The organism is Rhodospirillum centenum SW (genome assembly GCF_000016185.1).
In the GTDB taxonomy this organism is placed as follows: domain Bacteria; phylum Pseudomonadota; class Alphaproteobacteria; order Azospirillales; family Azospirillaceae; genus Rhodocista; species Rhodocista centena.
On the sequence record NC_011420.2, the window covers coordinates 3,617,354 to 3,633,714 of the forward strand.

Sequence of the window (16,361 nt, forward strand, 5' to 3'; positions counted from 1 at the left end):
CCCGCCGGGGTCCGCCGGCGACCAGTCCGCAAGGGGAGGGACCCGCCATGAGCGCCACCGGTCAGTCCAAGCGCCTCGCCGTGCCCGACATCGCCGCCCGCAAGGGCCGGGAGCCCGTGGCCGTGCTGACGGCCTACACCGTCTCCATGGCCCGCCTGCTGGACCCGCATGTGGAGGTGCTGCTGGTCGGCGACAGCCTGGGCATGGTGCTGTACGGCTTCGACAGCACCCTGCCGGTGACGCTGGACATGATGATCGCCCACGGCGCTGCCGTGGTGCGCGGCTCGTCGCGCGCCTGCGTCGTCGTGGACATGCCCTGGGCCAGCTACCAGGAGGGCCGCGAGCAGGCCTTCCGCAACGCCGCCCGCATCCTGGCCGAGACCGGCTGCGCCGCGGTCAAGCTGGAGGGCGGGGAGGAGATGGCGGAGACGGTGGATTTCCTGGTCCGCCGCGGCATCCCGGTGATGGGGCATGTCGGGTTGACGCCGCAGGCGGTCAACGCGCTGGGCGGCTACCGCGCCCGCGGCCGCAGCGACGCCGAGCAGGCGAAGATCCTGGGCGACGCCCGTGCCGTGGCCGAGGCCGGCGCCTTCGCCCTGGTCGTGGAGGGGGTGGTGGAGCCGTTGGCCCGCGCCGTGACGGAGGCCGTGCCCTGCGTCACCATCGGCATCGGCGCGTCGGCGGCCTGTGACGGGCAGGTGCTGGTCTCCGACGACCTGCTGGGTCTCTACGGTGCCTTCACGCCGAAATTCGTCCGGCGCTATGCCGAGCTGGGGCCGGTGATCGAGGAAGCGGCCGCCACCTATGCCGCCGACGTGCGCGCCCGTCGCTTTCCCGGCACCGAACACGTCTTCGCGGCCCGGAAGGCGTCCTGATCCTTCCGGCCCGTTCCGTATCGGCCGGCGCGCCTCAACAAGGCGGCCGGCGGTTCAGCCGGCCGCCGTCGCGGCCGGCTGGCGGGGGGCGCCCTTGGTCGGTGCCGGCAGCTCGACATTCACCTCAAGCATGGAGCAGCCGCTTTCGCGCTCCAGCTTGACGGCGACCTTGTCGTCGTCGATCGGCACGTACTTCTTGATCACGGCCAGCAGTTCCTTCTGCAAGGCCGGCAGGAAGTCGGGGGCGTTGCGGTCGGCGCGTTCGTGCGCCAGCACGATCTGGAGGCGGTCCTTCGCGGTGGTGGCGGTCGGTTCCTTGTTCCGGCGGAAGAAATCCATAAGGTTCATGCGGACCTCCGCAGCAGCCGGTCGAAGAAGCCCTTGCGCTCCGGCTTGGCGAAGCGGTGCTCGATCTTCTCGCCCAGGAAGCGGGCCACCGCGTCCATGTAGGCCTGCCCGGCGGTGGACTTCTCGTCCAGGATGACCGGCATGCCGACATTGCTGGCCTTCAGCACGGCCGGGCTCTCCGGGATGATGCCGATCAGCGGGATGGCCAGGATCTCCAGCACGTCCTCCACCTTCAGCATCTCGCCCTTGTCCACGCGCTCCAGGTCGTAGCGCGTGACCAGCAGGTGCTCCTGCACCGGGTCGAGCCCCATCTCGGCGCGGCGCGAGCGGGCCTGGATGACGCCCAGGATGCGGTCGCTGTCGCGCACCGAGGAGACCTCGGGGTTGGTCACGATGATGGCGTGGTCGGCGAAGTAGAGCGCCATCTGCGCGCCCCGCTCGATGCCGGCCGGGCTGTCGCAGACGATGTAGTCGAACTCCTTCTTCAGCTCCTCCAGGATGCGCTCCACGCCGTCACGGCTGAGCGCATCCTTGTCCCGCGTCTGCGAGGTGGGGAGGATGAACAGGTTCTCGACCCGCTTGTCCTTGATCAGCGCCTGGCTGAGCCGCGCCTCGCCATGGATCACGTTGATGAAGTCGAAGACGACACGGCGCTCGCACCCCATGATGAGGTCGAGGTTCCGCAGACCCACGTCGAAATCGATGATGCAGGTCTTGAACCCGCGCAGGGCAAGGCCCGTCCCGAAGGCGGCGCTGGAGGTCGTCTTGCCCACGCCGCCCTTGCCGGAAGTCATCGTGATGATCTTGGCCAAGAGGCGTCTCCACTTCTTCTGGTTGACGGGCGCCCCGTGCTCACACGGCCACGGGGTCGATATGCAGGAAACCGTTGTCGAGATAGATCTGGACCTGCCGGCGCCGCAGCGACTTGTCCATGTCCTCGCTGACCCGGTAGAGGCCCGCGATGGAGACCAGTTCGGCTTCCAGGCTGTGGCAGAAGATGCGGGCGCTGCGGTCGCCGCCGACACCCGCCAGGGCACGGCCGCGCAGGGCACCATAGACATGGATGCTGCCGTCGGCCACCAGTTCGGCGCCGGGGCTGACCGCCCCGATCACGATCAGGTCGCCGCCCTCGGCATAGATCTGCCGGCCGGACCGGATCGGCTCGGTGACGATCAGGCTGCCGCGGGAGGGGGCGGGCGCCGGGGCCGGCTGCGGTTGCGGGGGCTGCTGCGGCTGCGCCGCCGCGGCCGGGGCGCCGCCGCCCAGCGCGCCCTGTGCGGCGCTGCGCCCGGAATCCGCCAGCGGCCGGATCGGTTCGGAGGCGCCGCCGCGGGCCGGCGGCACCACGGCCAGCCCGGCCGCCAGCGCCGCATCCTGCAATTCGCGGGTGCCGCCCTGGAGCCCGATGCAGATCAGGCCCAGATTGCGCAGCAGCCCGGTGAACTGGGCGAAGTCGAAGGGAGCGCCGGCCGGCAGGTCGTCCAGGTCCAGCACCACGGGGGCGTTGCGGAAGAAATTGGGCGCCTGCGCGATCTTGCCCGCCAGAACGGGGAAGAAATTCGGGTTGCGCGGATCGCCCACCTTCAGGACCATCAGGGTGAAGGTGCTTCCGCGCATCTGGAACGGCGCATCACGATAGGCCATCTGGGCGCTTGTATTCACTGGTCCCCACCCGTCATCCGCGACCCGGCCGGCGCCACTCTGTTCGAATCGAAACGGTCGCACTCCCGGATCGGTGCACCGGACCCCGTCCTCGGAATCCTGGCACCGACCTGTGCGGGAAGCGCCGTTCAAGCCCAAGCAGGCGCTGCCGTCAAGCGGGATCATCCGCCATATTTTGAGACAAAACCCAGGTCTTATACAAGATTTATGTTATTGCGTGCAAAGGCTTCGCAGGGGGCGGGAAAAGATCGCGGACCCACGGCCGTTCCCCCGAACTATGCCGTCCGGAAGGGCGGCGGCAAGCGCGGAATCGGGTAACCGGCAGGGCCACGGCATGCCCCTGGCGCGGGATCAGCCGCCGTGCCCGTCCCCGACCGCGCCGCCCAGACGGGCCAGACGCGCCCGGTACTCGGCTTCCGGGATCAGGCCGCGGCGGAACAGGGCGGTCAGCGCCTGCCGGGCGCGGCGGTCGTCCTCGTCCCGGTCCGGCGCCTCGGTCCCGGACTCCTCGTCGGTCACCGCGCCGGCCGCCGCCGGGTATCCACCGCCCCTGTGGCCGGGTCCTGCCGCCATTGCCGCCTCCGCCGCTGTCCTGACTCCTGCTGCCGCCGCGCAGTCTAGCCGAGCCCGCCCGGCCGGGCCACCCCGGGCCGGATGCGGGACCTGCTCCATGTCCCTTGCGCAATATCTTGTGTGAATCTTCCGTTGCCGCCGCAACACATGCTGACGTGCGGCATTTATTCCGGTACTCTCCTGACCGTGGTGCAGCCGCGAAATGGATACCGGGACTTGCGATACCGGGATTTGCCAGGCCCCCCGATCCCGCTCCAGGCGACGGAGCCCGCCCCCGATGGCGGTGCCCTTCCGGCCTCTGCCGCTGCCCCCTGCCGAAACCGCACGCCTCCGCCGGAGGGTGCGGTTTTTTCGTGCGCGCGTTTCCCCGACACCCTTGGAGGAGAAACCTAGATGGCCAAGCGCCAGTCCAGAGCCGCTGCTTCCGCCGATGCCAAGGTCCATCCGCTGTTCCCGCGCGGGGCGGCCTGGGACCCCCTGGGCGAGGACCGCCGGGAGCAGAGCTACGTCCGGACGGTCAAGCCGCAGAGCGAGGGGCAGAAGGACCTGATGGAGGCGATCGCCGGCCATCACCTGACCCTCGCCCTCGGTCCCGCCGGGACGGGCAAGACCTACCTCGCCATCTCGGCGGCGGTGGAGGCCCTGGACGCCGGCCGGGTGGACCGCATCGTGCTGTCGCGCCCGGCCATCGAGGCGGGGGAGAGCATCGGCTACCTGCCGGGCGACATGGGGGAGAAGATGGCCCCCTTCCTGCGCCCGCTCTACGACGCGCTGAACGACCGGCTGGGCGGCAAGCGCGCCCGCGCCCTGATGGCGGACGGCGCCATCGAGATCGCGCCCGTCGGCTTCATGCGCGGGCGCACCCTGAACAACGCCTTCATCGTGATCGACGAGGCGCAGAACTGCACCTATGCCCAGATCAAGATGCTGCTGACCCGGCTCGGCTGGCACTCGACCATGGTGCTGACCGGCGATCCGGACCAGTCCGACCTGCTGGACGGGCTTTCCGGTCTGGCCGACATCGCCCGGCGGCTGGAGCCGGTGGACGGCATCGCCGTCGTCCGGCTGGGCGACCGCGACATCGTCCGCCATCCGCTGGTGGCCAGCATGCTGACGGTGCTCTGACGGGCCGCTGACGGCGGTTCCGGATACGGGATGGTGCCGTGGCACCGTCCCGTTCCCGCCCCGCAGGGTTACAGCTTCACCCCGTCGAAGGCCGACTTCAGCACCTCGGCGCTGCGGCGGAGCGCCGCGGCCTCCGCCTCGTCCAGTTCTGGCGTCAGGGTGCTGATGATACCGGCTGCCCCCAGCAGGCGGGGCAGGGAGAGCGCAACCTGCGGCACGCCCAGGCAACTGTCCGTCAGCATGGAGCAGGTGACGAGCGCCCGCTCGTCGTTGGCGATCACCTGCGCCAGCCGGGCCAGACCGCCGCCGATGCCGTACCAGGTGGCGCCCTTGCCCTTGATGATGCGGTAGGCGACGCAGCGCACCTCGTCGTCGATGCGGGCCTTCACGGCTTCGGTCAGCGGGCGGCCGACCTGTTCGCCGACCACTGCCACGTTCAGCCCGCCGGCCTCGGCATTCGACCAGTGCAGCACCTCGCTGTCGCCGTGCTCCCCCAGGACATGGGCATGCACCGACTTCGGGCTGACGCCCAGATGCTGGCCCAGCAGCGCGCGGTAGCGTGCGGTGTCCAGGATGGTGCCGGAACCGATCACCCGGCAGGTCGGCACCCCGTGGCGGGCGGCGATGACGGTGGAGATCTGGGTCATCACGTCCACCGGGTTGGTCGCCACCAGCAGGATCGTCTGCGGCGCGGCCTTCAGCACCTCGGGGATGATGCCGCCGAAGATCTCGGCGTTGCGGGTCAGCAGCTCCAGCCGGGTCTCGCCCGGCTTCTGGTTGACACCGGCGGCCAGCACCACCAGCCCGGCCCCGTCCAGATCGGCATAGCTGCCGGCGCGGATCTTGGTGGGATAGGCGAAGGGCGTGGCGTGCAGGATGTCGCGCGCCTGCGCGTCCGCCAGTTCACCGTTGCGGTCCACCAGCACGATCTCGCTGCCGACCCCGCGCATCACCATGGCATAGGCGGCTGTGCTGCCGACGAACCCGGCTCCGACGATGCCGATCTTCATGCCGTTCTCCTTTTCTTCCTCTCGATCCCGGTAACCATAACAGCTCCAGTGGTGTCCGGGTGTTGAGTCAGGTCAAGCGGGGCGCTCCTTCCGTCGGCTCCCGCTCCCGCTCCGGCGGGCCTTTCCTCCCGGGAGCCGAGCGCGTAGGCTGCGGCCGGTCCCGTCCGGACCCGTCAGCCCCCTGGTGCCACCGCGTCCGCAGGACCATCTGACGGGACGCTTCCGGATGGTGCCGCCGGCCCTTTCCGGAAGAACGCCCCAGGAGAGAACGTCCATGACGCCATCCCGAGTTCTCCGCATCGCCATCGGCATCCTGGCCGGGCTGATCCTCGCCGCCCTGGTGGCGTTCTGGACCGTGCGGCAGGACGCCGGCCGGGCCGGCGGTGTGCCCGCAGGGGCCATCGCCACGCCGGGGGTGACCATCGGCGGCGATTTCCGGCTGGTGGACGAGACGGGGCGCGAGGTCACCTCGGCCGACTATGCCGGCAAGTACCGGCTGATCTTCTTCGGCTTCACCTTCTGCCCGGATATCTGTCCGACGGAACTGCAGCTCATCGCCCGCGCGCTTGACGCGCTGGGGCCGGACGCGGCGGCGGTGCAGCCCCTGTTCGTCAGCATCGACCCCGAGCGCGACGGCCCGGCCCAGCTTGCCGAGTACACGGACATGTTCCATCCCGCCATCGTCGGGCTGACCGGCACGCCGGAACAGGTGGCCGCCGCCGCCCGCGCCTTCCGGGTCTACTATGCCAAGGCGCCCGCCGCCGACGGCTCGACCTACACCATGGACCATTCCACCTACACCTACCTGATGGGGCCGGACGGCGGGTTCCTCACCGTCTTCCCCCGCGGGACCGGGGCCGGCGAGATCGCCGACGCCATCCGCCAGTACATCCGCTCCGCAAGCCGATAGGGAGAACCGCATCCATGTCCGCCAAGTCCGTCCGGCTGGCCGCCGCCGCCCTCTGCGCCCTGCTGGCCGGTCCGGCCCTGGCCGCGACCGATCCGCTGCCCCCGGTCAAGGCCGGGCCGCTGTCGCTGGAGGTGGTATGGGCACGCGCCACCGCCTCGTCCGCCAAGGCGGGGGCCGCCTATCTGACCATCGTCAACGGCGGTGCCGACGACCGTCTGACCACCGCGGCCTCCCCGGTGGCGGAGACGGTGGAGCTGCACACCCACATCATGGACGGCTCGGTCGCCCGCATGCGCAAGGTCGAGGGCGGCATCGAGATCCCCGGCGATGCCGAGCTGGTGCTGGAGCCCGGCGGGCTGCACGTCATGCTGATCGGGCTGAAGCAGCCGTTGAAGCCGGGCGAGACCTTTCCGCTGACCCTGACCTTCGAGAAGGCGGGGGCCGTCGGGCTGACGGCGCAGGTGCGCGCGCCCGGGGACGAGCCCGACGCCCATGCCGGCCACGACCACGACCACGATCATGAGCATGGCGACGACCATGACCATGATCACGACCATGGGGACGGCAAGGCCGCCGACCACCACCATTGAGGCCCCCGGGGCGGCGGCGGTGCGTCGCCGGCCGGCCGCGGGCTCCGGCAGCGCACCGGCCGTTCCCGGACGGTGCTGCCCGCTGCGCCGCAGCATCCCCTTGGAGTCGGAGACTAAACCTTGTCATTTCAGGTACTTAACGGAGAGTTTTCGACACTTGACAGGGGTAGGTGCGGCCCGTATGGTGCCGCCGCTTTCGCGCGGCGTCGAACTCGGCGGCGAAGGGTGCTCCCATCATGACGGATGATCCGGACATGACGGGGGACAGAACACCCCCCTCGCTGGAGGAGATCGAGGCCAGGCTGCGGCGGGCACGGCGGAACGCCGGCATCGTGACGTCGTCGCCCGATCCGGGCGCCGAGGTCGATACCCGCGGCGGGCTGGGGTTCGGTTTCCGGATCGGGGTCGAGCTGCTGGCCGCGATGGTTGTCGGTGTCGGCGGCGGTCTGATGATCGACCGCTGGCTGGAAACGGCGCCCTGGGGGCTTGTGGTGATGTTCTTTCTCGGCGCGGGCGCCGGGGTGATGAACGTCTTCCGGGCCGTCACGGGCGCCGGTTACGCAGTTGGGTTCCGGCATTCCGCCGAGGCGGAAGGGTCGGAAGAAAGTCGGCAGGACGAAGGGCGAGGACACCGTGGCTGATCCGCTGCATCAATTCGAAATCCAGCCGATCGTGCCGATCCAGATCGGCGGGCTCGACCTGTCCTTCAGCAATTCCGCGGCCTTCATGGTCGCCGCGGTGCTTGCCACCACGACGCTCCTGATGTTCGGCATGCGCGGGCGGGCCATCGTGCCGGGCCGGCTGCAGTCGATGGCGGAGCTGCTCTACGAATTCATCGCCGGCATGGTGAAGGAGAATGCGGGGCCGGAAGCCCGGCGCTATTTCCCGCTGGTGTTCTCGATCTTCACCTTCATCCTGTTCGGCAACCTCCTGGGCATGATCCCGGGGGCGTTCACCTTCACCAGCCATATCGCCGTGACGTTCGCGCTGGCGATGGTGGTGTTCCTGTTCGTGACGATCCTGGCGCTGGTGCGGCATGGCCTGCACTTCTTCTCCTTCTTCATGCCCCAGGGCGCGCCGATCTGGCTGGCGCCGCTGATCGTCCCGATCGAGATCGTCTCCTACCTGTCCCGGCCGGTCAGCCTCAGCATCCGACTGTTCGCCAACATGATGGCCGGTCACACGATGCTGAAGGTCTTCGCCGGGTTCACGGTCAGCATGGGCGCAGCCCTGGGCGGGCTCGGCTACGCCTTCGGTCTGATCCCTGTCCTTCTCAACGTGGCCCTGATCGGCTTCGAGATTCTCGTCGCCTTCATGCAGGCCTACGTCTTCACCATCCTGACCTGCATCTACATCCGCGACGCAATCGAACTGCACTGAGCGCTCGAACGCACAAGAAGCGGGGGTCGGGTTAACCGTCCAACCGTCCCATCGGAAGAGGAAGAGTTAAAATGGAAGCTGAAGCGGCAAGGTACATCGGCGCCGGGCTGGCCATGTTCGCCCTGGCTGGCGTTGGCATCGGTATCGCCAACATCTTCTCCAACCTGATCGCTTCGGTCGCCCGCAACCCGGCGGCCCGCAACCAGGTGTTCCCGATCGGCATTCTGGGCTTCGCTCTGACCGAAGCCGTCGCGCTGTTCGCGCTGCTGATCGCCTTCCTGATCCTGTTCGCCTGAGCCAGTCCCTTCCGGCTCGATGGAACGGTCCGCGGCGTGGGGATGTCTCCGCGCCGCGGTTTGTTGGGGCCGGCCCCGCCTTCGGGCAGGGGCCCGTGCTTCCCGGGATCGAGGCGGCTGCCGGGCCTTCCGGCGGTCGCGCACGCAAGGTGATCCTCGCATGGTGGATTTCAGGCTGACGTTGGCCCGGCGGGCCGGGGCCCTGGTGCTGGGTCTGGCGCTGGCCGCTTCCCCGGCCCTGCCGGCTCTTGCCCAGGATGCCGGGGCGCCGCAGGGCGTGACCCAGGAGGTGGCGCCGCCGGCGGCCGCCCAGGACGACGCGCACGGCACGGCGGAGCACATCGCCGAGGGCGTGGCGGCGGAGACGGCGGAGCACGCCAAGGGCGGGCTGCCGCAGCTCAACCCCGACACCTACCCGACCCAGATCTTCTGGCTGGCGGTGACCTTCGGCCTGCTGCTGTTCCTGATGTCCAAGGTGGCGCTGCCCCGCGTCGCCGAGGTGCTGGAAGCCCGGCAGGAGAAGATCGCCGACGACCTCGACCGCGCCGGTGCGCTGAAGGCCGAGGCGGACGCCGTCATCGAGAATTACGAGCGCGAGCTGGCCGAGGCCCGCGCCAAGGCGCAGAAGGTGCTGTCCGACGCGACCCTCGCGGCGGAGAGCGAGACCACGCAGCGCCTGGGTGAGCTGGCCGCCGATCTGGCCGAGCGCGCCCGTGCCGCCGAAGCCCGCATCGAGCAGGCCCGGCGCGCCGCCCTGGGCAACATCCGCGGCGTTGCCGCCGAGACGGCCGTCGCCGCCGCGGCGAAGCTGGCCGGTCTGGATCTCGATCCGGCTACCGCCGAGGCGGCCGTCGAAGAGGCTCTGAACCGCGTCCGGCAGGAGGTCGTGTGATGCTCCAGAATCCCACCTTCTGGGTTCTCGTCGCCTTCGTCCTGTTCGTCGCCGCCGTCTGGCGCATCGCCGCGAACACCATCGGCAAGGCGCTGGATGACCGGGCGGAGCGCATCCGCGAGGAGATCGAGCAGGCGCAGAAGCTGCGCGAGGACGCCCAGGCGGCCCTCGCCCAGTATCAGCGCAAGCAGCGCGACGCGCTGAAGGAGGCGGAGAACATCATCGCCGCCGCCCGCGAGGAAGCCGACCGCATCCGCCGCCGGGCCGCCACCGACCTGGAGGCATCCCTGCGGCGCCGTGAGGCGCAGGCGATGGAGAAGATCGCCCAGGCCGAGGCGCAGGCCGTCCAGCAGGTCCGCGACCTTGCCGTGGACATCGCCGTCGCCGCCACGGAGCGCATCCTGGTCCAGAACATGGACGCGACGCGCGACGAGGTCCTGGTCGGCAATGCCATCGCCGAACTTCCGGCCAAGCTGCACTGACCCCGGTTCCGCCGGTCAAGACAAAGGGCGTCCCTCGCGGGCGCCCTTTTTGTTCGTGCCCGTGCCGGCGCCGGGGTGGCGGCCCCCGGAATCGGCGGGTGCCGGCCTTCGCTCCCCGCACGCCGACCGACGTTCCGGCGACCTAGGCGGTGTGCTTCAAGCGGGCGGTCAGGCCCAGGAAGGCCGGGTAGGGGTGGGTGACGACATAGGTCGGCACCGGCCCCAGATAGTCCCGCATCCGCCCCTTCTCGACGAACCGCTTGCGGAACCGGGAATGGCTGAAGAAGGGCAGCAGGCGGGGCACGATCCCGCCCATGACATAGAGCCCGCCGCGCGCCCCCAGGCTCAGCGCCAGGTTTCCCGCCACCGTTCCCAGCATGGCGCAGAACGTCTCCAGCGCCTCGTGGCAGTAGACGTCGCTGCGGTCCAGCCCGCGGGCGGAGATGTCGGCAGGATCCAGCGGCTCCGGCTCGCGCCCGTCCAGCAGCATCAGCGCGCTGTAGAGGTTCTGCAACCCCATGCCGGAGACCACGCGCTCGGCCGAGACATGGTCGTAGATCTTGCGCAGTTCGGCCAGCACCTGCCCCTCGCGGTCGCTGACCGGGGCCATGGTGACATGACCGCCCTCCGTCGCCAGGGCCGTCCAGCCCGACGGGCCGGGGATCAGGGCGGAGACGCCCAGGCCGGTGCCCGGCCCGATGACGGCGACGGGGGCACCGGGCAGCGGGGTGCCGTCGCCCACCTGCACCCGTTCGTCCTCCGCCAGTTCGGGGACGGCGAGGGCCGCCGCCGTGAAATCGTTGATCACCTCCAGCCGGTCGAAGCCCAGCGCCCGCCGTACCCCGGAGATGGAGAACTCCCAGGTCAGGTTGGTCATGCGGATCAGGTCGCCCGTCACCGGGGAGGCGATGGCGAAGGCGCCGCGGTCGGGCCGCAGCGGGGCCGGAGCCGACTCCAGATAGTGCTCCGCCGCTTCGGCGGGGGACGGGAAGTCGGCGCACCGGAGGGTGCGTTCCGCCGTGACGCGGCCGTCCAGCACCAGGGCGAAGCGGGCGTTGGTGGCGCCGATGTCCGCGATCAGGGCCGGCGAGGGATGTCCGGTATCGGGGGCGGCAGGGCTCATGCCGCGGTACCCGCATCACCGAGCGGTGCGGCCAGCGTCTCCACATAGCTGCGCCGCCAGTGGGTGATGTCGTTGCCCTTCAGCACGCTCATCATCGCCTCGAAGCGTTCGCGCCGCTCCTGGAGCGGCATGGTCAGGCCGCGCTGGAGATTCTCCGCCGTGGCCCGGATGTCATAGGGGTTGACGATCAGGGCGGCGTCAAGCTCCTTCGCCGCGCCCGCGAATCGGGACAGCACCAGCACGCCGGGATCGGCCGGGTCCTGGCAGGCGACGTACTCCTTCGCCACCAGATTCATGCCGTCGCGCAGGGGCGTCACCAGCCCGATACGGGCATGCCGGAAGAAGCCCGCCAGCGTCCGGCGGTTGAAGCTCTTGTTCAGATAGCGGATCGGCACCCAGTCGAACTCGGCGTAGCGGCCGTTGATATGGCCGGCCAGGGCCTCCAGCTCGCGCCGGATGGCCTGGTATTCGGCCACGTCGCCCCGGGAGGGCGGCGCCACCTGCATGAAGCTGACCTGGCCCCGGTTGCCGGGATAGCTGTCCAGCAGCTCCTGGAACGCCTCGAACCGCTGCGGCAGCCCCTTGGAATAGTCCAGCCGGTCCACCCCGATGATCAGGGCCCGCTCGACCAGGCTCTCCCGCAGGCGCCGGGTCTGAGCCGACTCCGCCGCCTGCGCGGCAAGCTGGGCGAGCGGCAGCGTGTCGATGCTGATGGGGAAGGCGCGGGCCAGCAGATCGCGGCCATAGGCCCGGATGCGGCAGCCCCGGCCCGATCCCAGTTCCTCCACGCTGCCGCCGGCCTCGTACTTCACGTAATGGACGAAGCAGCGCAGGTCGCTCTCTGTCTGGAACCCCACCAGATCGTAGGCGCACAGGCCGCGCACCAGCGACTCGTGCGCCGGCAGGGCGACCAGGATCTCCGGCGCCGGAAAAGGCGTGTGCAGATAGAACCCCATGCGCTGGCTCAGCCCCATGGCGCGGAGCTGTTCGGCGAACGGGATCAGGTGGTAGTCGTGGACCCAGACCATGTCGTCGGGGCGGAGCAGGGCGGCCAGCTTGCCGGCGAACAGGCTGTTCACCCGCTGATAGCCGGCATAGGTGCGCCCGCTGAAGCTGGCCAGATCCAGCCGGTAATGGAACAGGGGCCACAGGGTCGAGTTGGCGAATCCGTTGTAGTACTCGTCCAGGTCACGCTGGGTCAGGCCCAGGGTGGCGTAGGTGATGCGGCCTGATTCGGTGATGCGCGGGGGGCCGTCGGTCCCGTCCACGATATCGCCGCTCCAGCCGAACCAGATGCCGCCGCCCCGGCTCTTCAGGGCTTCCTGGACGGCCACCGCCAGGCCCCCGGCCTGGCTCTTGCTTTCATCCACCGGGGCGACGCGGTTCGAAACGACCACCAGTCGGCTCACGGGTTCGGTTCCTCCGGATTCTTCGGGACGGGTCGGGGACAGGACGGGCCCGCAGGCCCGCGGCACCTCGCCGCAGACAGGTGCCCGGAAGACGGGCACGCCGAATAATCCGACCGCAGCAGCACGGCCGAAGTAACGGCACGATAACGGGCAGGGGAGCGCGACATCACCCGGACTGACGGCGTATGTCCTTGGCCCTAGGGGTGTTCCGGGTCGGTTTCCGCAGTGCAGCGAGGCGGTTGCGTCGGACGGGAACATTTCGTCGGCCCAACGATGTCGGCAAGGGCGTACCCCGCGCGACACTTGGTCCGGAAATTAGGCCTTGCGGACTTCGGCCCTGGCGAGCATATTGTGCAGTGCGACATTGATCGCGTCTTTGACCCGATCGTGTCGTAACGCACTTCTTGGGCGTTTCCTCCCTAAACTCAGGCCGTGCCCTCTGGCACGGCCTTTTTCTTTGGCCGTGTCCCCCGCGGGACTCACCGCCCTCACGGCGGGCTCCTGTCGCCCTCGCCCAGGGGACGGTGCAGCATCAGCCAGTCCAGCCAGCGCCCATGCTTGAAACCGGCGCCGGGCAGCAGCCCGACCTCGGCGAAGCCCAGCGAGCGGTGCAGGCGGACCGACGCGGCGTTTCCCGCATCCCCGATCACCGCCACCATGCGGCGGTAGCCCAGTGCCGTGCAGCGCCCGATCAGGGCTTCCAGCAGCAGCCGGCCCAGCCCGCGGCCTTGGGCTCCGGCGGCGACGTAGACGGAGTCCTCCACCGTGTAGCGGTAGGCCGGGCGCTGCCGGAACGGGCTGGCATAGGCGTATCCCAGCACCTGCCCCGCCATATCGGCCACCAGGAAGGGCAGTCCGCAGGCCTCCACCGCGGCCAGGCGGCGGGCCATCTCGGCCGCGTCGGGCGGCTCAAGCTCGTAGCTGGCGCAGGCGTGCAGCACCTCGGGCGCGTAGATGGCGGCCAGGGCGGCGGCATCGGCCGCCGTGGCGGGGCGCACCCGCACGCCGGCGACGCCCGGGACAGGGCTCACCGGCGCCCCCTGTGCAGCCGCTCCGCCGGGACATGCGCCAGGGCGGCGGTCAGCCGGCGCATGTGCTGGGCCAGGGTCGCCAGATAGGGGCGACGGCGCAGCCTGTGTTCGTCCATGTAGAGCGATCGGTTCAGCTCGATCTGGAGGGCATGGACGCCCCGTTCCGGGTGGCCGTAATGCCGGGTCGTGTAGCCGCCGGCATAGGGCGCGTTGCGGCCGACCAGATAGCCCAGCATGGTCAGGGTCGATTCGGCCTGCGCCGTCAGGGCGGGGGCGCAGGCGCTGCCGTGGCAGTCGCCCAGGATCATGTCCAGCCGGCCCCCGGCGGCGGCCTCGGGCGGCAGGTCGATGGACGGCATGGAATGGCAGTCCAGCAGGATGCAGTAGCCGAACCGCTCCCGCGTCTCCGCCACCAGGGACTGGAGGGCGGCGTGGTAGGGCCGGTAGCAGCGCTCCACCCGCTCCAGCGCCTCGCCGAAGCGCAGCTTGCGCCGGTAGATCTCCTCACCGGTGGCGACGATCCGGGCGATGGTGCCCAGCCCGGCGGCGACGCGGGCGCTGCGGCTGTTGACGTAGGGCGGCACCGGCCCCTCGAACATGCCGGGGTCCAGTTCGTAGGGCTCCCGGTTGGGATCGACATAGGCACGCGGGAATTCCGCCGCCAGCAGGGGTGTGCCCAGCTCCGCCGCCTCGGCGAAGATCTCGTCCACGAAGCAGTCCTCGGACCGGCGCAGGGTATGCGCGTCCAGCCGCGCCTCGGCCAGGAAGCTCTCCGGATAGACACGCCCGCTGTGGGGGGAGGCCAGCACCAGCGGCAGAACCTGCTGCGCCGGCCGCCACAGCCGGTAGACGCCGGGCACCGCCTCCATCCGCCCGGGGTCCGCCCGGCCCGCCTCCGCTCCGCCCCGCTCCGCCCGCGGGGCGCGGGTCGAGGCGGCGCAGGGGTCCGGGTCGGGCTCGGGGCGGGGGAGCGTGCTGTCCATGATTCCAGATGTAACGGAGTTACCGGTTCCTGTCATCGCGCCGCCGTGCAGCGTGCCGCCGCACCTGACCTTCCGCACCGGCCCTTCCGGTGCGGTTTCCGCGGCGCGACCGGCACCGTCCGGGGCGCTCCGGAAAAAAGTGCGCGTCCCCGCAACGGAAGTGTTGCCAAGCCCCGCCGGCGATGCTAAACCCCCGCTCCACGCCGCGGGGGTTTCCCCGAGGCGGACCCGCAAGGGATGGGCGCGTAGCTCAGCGGGAGAGCACTACGTTGACATCGTAGGGGTCACAGGTTCAATCCCTGTCGCGCCCACCATCCCTTCCTCGATCCAGATATCCGGGTGCATGACCAGGGCGTATGGCTCCGCCCCCTGCAGGGGACGGACAGCCCGTGCCAAGGGCACCCGCTCTGTGCCATTCCGACCGCGCTGTGCTCTGTCCATCTCCCCGGCCGCGGCCCATGGCTGCGCCATGATCTTGGCGCTTGCGTTTATAGCGTTCAGGTCCACATGCTCGTGCCATGACAGTGCCCGGCCGGCACCGGCGGGCGGAACGACCGGGGCCGGGGGAGGGACGCATGGACGCGGCAGCAGAACAGATTCGCCGGCTTGAGCCCATCGCACCGCAGGAGGACGAGCGGAGCGAGGTCCGTAGGCTGTCGGCCCTGCTGGACGACGCCCTGAAGGGCGTGGAGGCCGGCACGGGCCGCTGCCGGCTCGTCGGTCCGCTCGGGGAGACTGTCGATCTGCCTCCCTCGGTCTTCTATGTTCTGGAGCGGGTGGCGGAAGTCATGGCCCATGGGGATGCCATCACCATCGTACCCGTCGGCCAGGACCTTACCACCCAGCAGGCTGCCAATATCCTCAACATTTCCCGCCAGCATCTGGTGACGCTGCTGGATGGTGGGCGGATTCCGTATCGGAAGGTGGGCAGCCATCGGCGTCTGGACATCCAGGATGTGCTGGCATTCCGGCAGGAACGGGCCCGGCAGCGCCGACAGGCCCTGGACTCCCTGGCGGCCTTGAGCGAAGAGGGAGAAGGGTATCCCGAACTCGACTAGGGTACGAACTCAACCGGGGGGTGTTCTTGATTCCAGCACCGTTCCGGGTCGTGCTTGATGCGAACGTCCTGTTCCCCTTCACGGTACGGGATACGTTGCTCCGGGCGGCCGAGCAGGATCTGTACCTGCCCGGATGGACCGACGGAATCCTGGAGGAGATGCGCCGCAACCTCGTCGCCCGGGGCCACACGAGGGAGGACCAGTCGCACCGTCTTGTCGCGACGATCGCGGCCGCTTTCCCGGAAGCACGGATCACCGGCCATGACTGCCTGATCCCCTGCATGCCGAACGAACCGGAGGATCGACATGTAGCTGCTGCGGCTGTCAGGTCCGCGGCCCAGCTTATCGTAACCGGCAACCTCCGGCATTTCCGTAGCCTTCCCGACGGGATCGAAGCCAGGACCGCGGAGGATTTTCTCTGCGATCTCCACGACCTCGCACCCGACCGGATGGCGCAGGTGATTGCCGATCAGGCGGCGGCTCTGACCCGGCCGCCGCGCACGGTGGATGACATCCTGCGGGCCTTCGACAGGCTGACGCCCCGCTTCGCCCGCCTTGTGCGGGCCACGCGGGCCACGCAAGCGGGCGGGTTGGCCAGCGGGTGAGCGGAGCCC

At 69.9% G+C, this 16,361-nt stretch carries 20 protein-coding genes and 1 tRNA gene; 12 read left to right on the top strand and 9 right to left on the bottom strand.

Going from position 1 to position 16,361, the window contains the following annotated elements:
- The first annotated feature begins 47 nt into the window (after window positions 1–47).
- The gene (panB, locus tag RC1_RS16745) at window positions 48–875 is read left to right on the top strand and encodes a 3-methyl-2-oxobutanoate hydroxymethyltransferase (RefSeq protein ID WP_012568636.1); all 828 of its coding nucleotides are present in this window, start codon (window positions 48–50) and stop codon (window positions 873–875) included.
- Window positions 876–929: 54 nt separating this feature from the next.
- On the opposite strand, the gene minE is transcribed toward panB, so the two are convergent.
- The 4 genes from minE to RC1_RS16765 all read right to left on the bottom strand — a co-directional run bounded on the left by minE (window position 930) and on the right by RC1_RS16765 (window position 3,458).
- A complete protein-coding gene (gene minE / locus RC1_RS16750; RefSeq protein WP_012568637.1) occupies window positions 930–1,223 on the bottom strand; it encodes a cell division topological specificity factor MinE in 294 nt (97 codons plus the stop codon).
- Window positions 1,220–2,035 (bottom strand): septum site-determining protein MinD, encoded by an 816-nt coding sequence (gene minD, locus RC1_RS16755; RefSeq protein ID WP_012568638.1) that lies wholly within the window; start codon window positions 2,033–2,035, stop codon window positions 1,220–1,222. Before minD ends, minE begins: the two co-directional genes overlap by 4 nt.
- A 40-nt stretch (window positions 2,036–2,075) precedes the next feature.
- Complete coding sequence (gene minC / locus RC1_RS16760; RefSeq protein ID WP_041785477.1) at window positions 2,076–2,867, bottom strand: septum site-determining protein MinC; 792 nt, start codon at window positions 2,865–2,867, stop codon at window positions 2,076–2,078.
- Window positions 2,868–3,236: 369 nt separating this feature from the next.
- Window positions 3,237–3,458 (bottom strand): hypothetical protein, encoded by a 222-nt coding sequence (locus tag RC1_RS16765; RefSeq protein WP_041785479.1) that lies wholly within the window; start codon window positions 3,456–3,458, stop codon window positions 3,237–3,239.
- Window positions 3,459–3,851: 393 nt separating this feature from the next.
- Between RC1_RS16765 and RC1_RS16770 the strand changes: the two genes are divergently transcribed.
- A complete protein-coding gene (locus RC1_RS16770) occupies window positions 3,852–4,583 on the top strand; it encodes a PhoH family protein (protein WP_012568641.1) in 732 nt (243 codons plus the stop codon).
- A 68-nt stretch (window positions 4,584–4,651) separates the two neighbouring features.
- Here RC1_RS16770 and RC1_RS16775 read toward each other — a convergent pair whose 3' ends face one another.
- Entirely contained in the window at window positions 4,652–5,593 is a 942-nt protein-coding gene (locus tag RC1_RS16775) for an L-lactate dehydrogenase (protein ID WP_012568642.1), read from the bottom strand.
- Between the two features lie 274 nt (window positions 5,594–5,867).
- Here RC1_RS16775 and RC1_RS16780 point away from each other — a divergent pair, with 274 nt between their 5' ends.
- The 7 genes from RC1_RS16780 to RC1_RS16810 all read left to right on the top strand — a co-directional run bounded on the left by RC1_RS16780 (window position 5,868) and on the right by RC1_RS16810 (window position 10,143).
- Window positions 5,868–6,503: an SCO family protein gene (locus RC1_RS16780; RefSeq protein ID WP_012568643.1), complete on the top strand. Its 636-nt coding sequence runs from the start codon at window positions 5,868–5,870 to the stop codon at window positions 6,501–6,503.
- A gap of 14 nt (window positions 6,504–6,517) precedes the next feature.
- Window positions 6,518–7,093 carry a copper chaperone PCu(A)C gene (locus RC1_RS16785; RefSeq protein WP_012568644.1) on the top strand — a complete coding sequence of 192 codons (576 nt, stop codon included), beginning with the start codon at window positions 6,518–6,520 and terminating at the stop codon, window positions 7,091–7,093.
- A gap of 236 nt (window positions 7,094–7,329) precedes the next feature.
- On the top strand, window positions 7,330–7,734 hold the full coding sequence (locus RC1_RS16790) for an AtpZ/AtpI family protein (protein ID WP_012568645.1): 405 nt from the start codon (window positions 7,330–7,332) through the stop codon (window positions 7,732–7,734).
- A complete protein-coding gene (locus RC1_RS16795) occupies window positions 7,727–8,473 on the top strand; it encodes a F0F1 ATP synthase subunit A (protein ID WP_012568646.1) in 747 nt (248 codons plus the stop codon). The genes RC1_RS16790 and RC1_RS16795 overlap by 8 nt, the downstream gene beginning before the upstream one ends.
- Before the next feature lie 71 nt (window positions 8,474–8,544).
- On the top strand, window positions 8,545–8,769 hold the full coding sequence (locus RC1_RS16800) for an ATP synthase subunit C family protein (RefSeq protein WP_012568647.1): 225 nt from the start codon (window positions 8,545–8,547) through the stop codon (window positions 8,767–8,769).
- A 160-nt stretch (window positions 8,770–8,929) separates the two neighbouring features.
- Window positions 8,930–9,661: a F0F1 ATP synthase subunit B family protein gene (locus RC1_RS16805; protein ID WP_234703790.1), complete on the top strand. Its 732-nt coding sequence runs from the start codon at window positions 8,930–8,932 to the stop codon at window positions 9,659–9,661.
- Window positions 9,661–10,143, top strand: a complete 483-nt coding sequence (locus RC1_RS16810; protein ID WP_012568649.1) for a F0F1 ATP synthase subunit B family protein — start codon at window positions 9,661–9,663, stop codon at window positions 10,141–10,143. The genes RC1_RS16805 and RC1_RS16810 overlap by 1 nt, the downstream gene beginning before the upstream one ends.
- Before the next feature lie 142 nt (window positions 10,144–10,285).
- Here RC1_RS16810 and RC1_RS16815 read toward each other — a convergent pair whose 3' ends face one another.
- The 4 genes from RC1_RS16815 to RC1_RS16830 form a co-directional block, all read right to left on the bottom strand.
- Window positions 10,286–11,266, bottom strand: coding sequence for a glucokinase (locus RC1_RS16815; protein WP_012568650.1), 981 nt, complete (start codon window positions 11,264–11,266; stop codon window positions 10,286–10,288).
- Window positions 11,263–12,675 carry an alpha,alpha-trehalose-phosphate synthase (UDP-forming) gene (gene otsA, locus RC1_RS16820; RefSeq protein WP_012568651.1) on the bottom strand — a complete coding sequence of 471 codons (1,413 nt, stop codon included), beginning with the start codon at window positions 12,673–12,675 and terminating at the stop codon, window positions 11,263–11,265. The genes RC1_RS16815 and otsA overlap by 4 nt, the downstream gene beginning before the upstream one ends.
- A 488-nt stretch (window positions 12,676–13,163) precedes the next feature.
- Window positions 13,164–13,706 (bottom strand): GNAT family N-acetyltransferase, encoded by a 543-nt coding sequence (locus RC1_RS16825; RefSeq protein ID WP_012568652.1) that lies wholly within the window; start codon window positions 13,704–13,706, stop codon window positions 13,164–13,166.
- A complete protein-coding gene (locus RC1_RS16830; RefSeq protein ID WP_012568653.1) occupies window positions 13,703–14,575 on the bottom strand; it encodes an N-formylglutamate amidohydrolase in 873 nt (290 codons plus the stop codon). Before RC1_RS16830 ends, RC1_RS16825 begins: the two co-directional genes overlap by 4 nt.
- Before the next feature lie 353 nt (window positions 14,576–14,928).
- Between RC1_RS16830 and RC1_RS16835 the strand changes: the two genes are divergently transcribed.
- From RC1_RS16835 to RC1_RS16845, 3 genes are all read left to right on the top strand, one after another.
- Window positions 14,929–15,003: transfer RNA gene (locus tag RC1_RS16835), tRNA-Val, on the top strand.
- Between the two features lie 261 nt (window positions 15,004–15,264).
- A complete protein-coding gene (locus RC1_RS16840; RefSeq protein WP_012568654.1) occupies window positions 15,265–15,747 on the top strand; it encodes a helix-turn-helix domain-containing protein in 483 nt (160 codons plus the stop codon).
- Between the two features lie 50 nt (window positions 15,748–15,797).
- Window positions 15,798–16,352 (top strand): VapC50 family PIN domain-containing toxin, encoded by a 555-nt coding sequence (locus tag RC1_RS16845; RefSeq protein WP_041786779.1) that lies wholly within the window; start codon window positions 15,798–15,800, stop codon window positions 16,350–16,352.
- The last annotated feature ends 9 nt before the right edge of the window (window positions 16,353–16,361 follow it).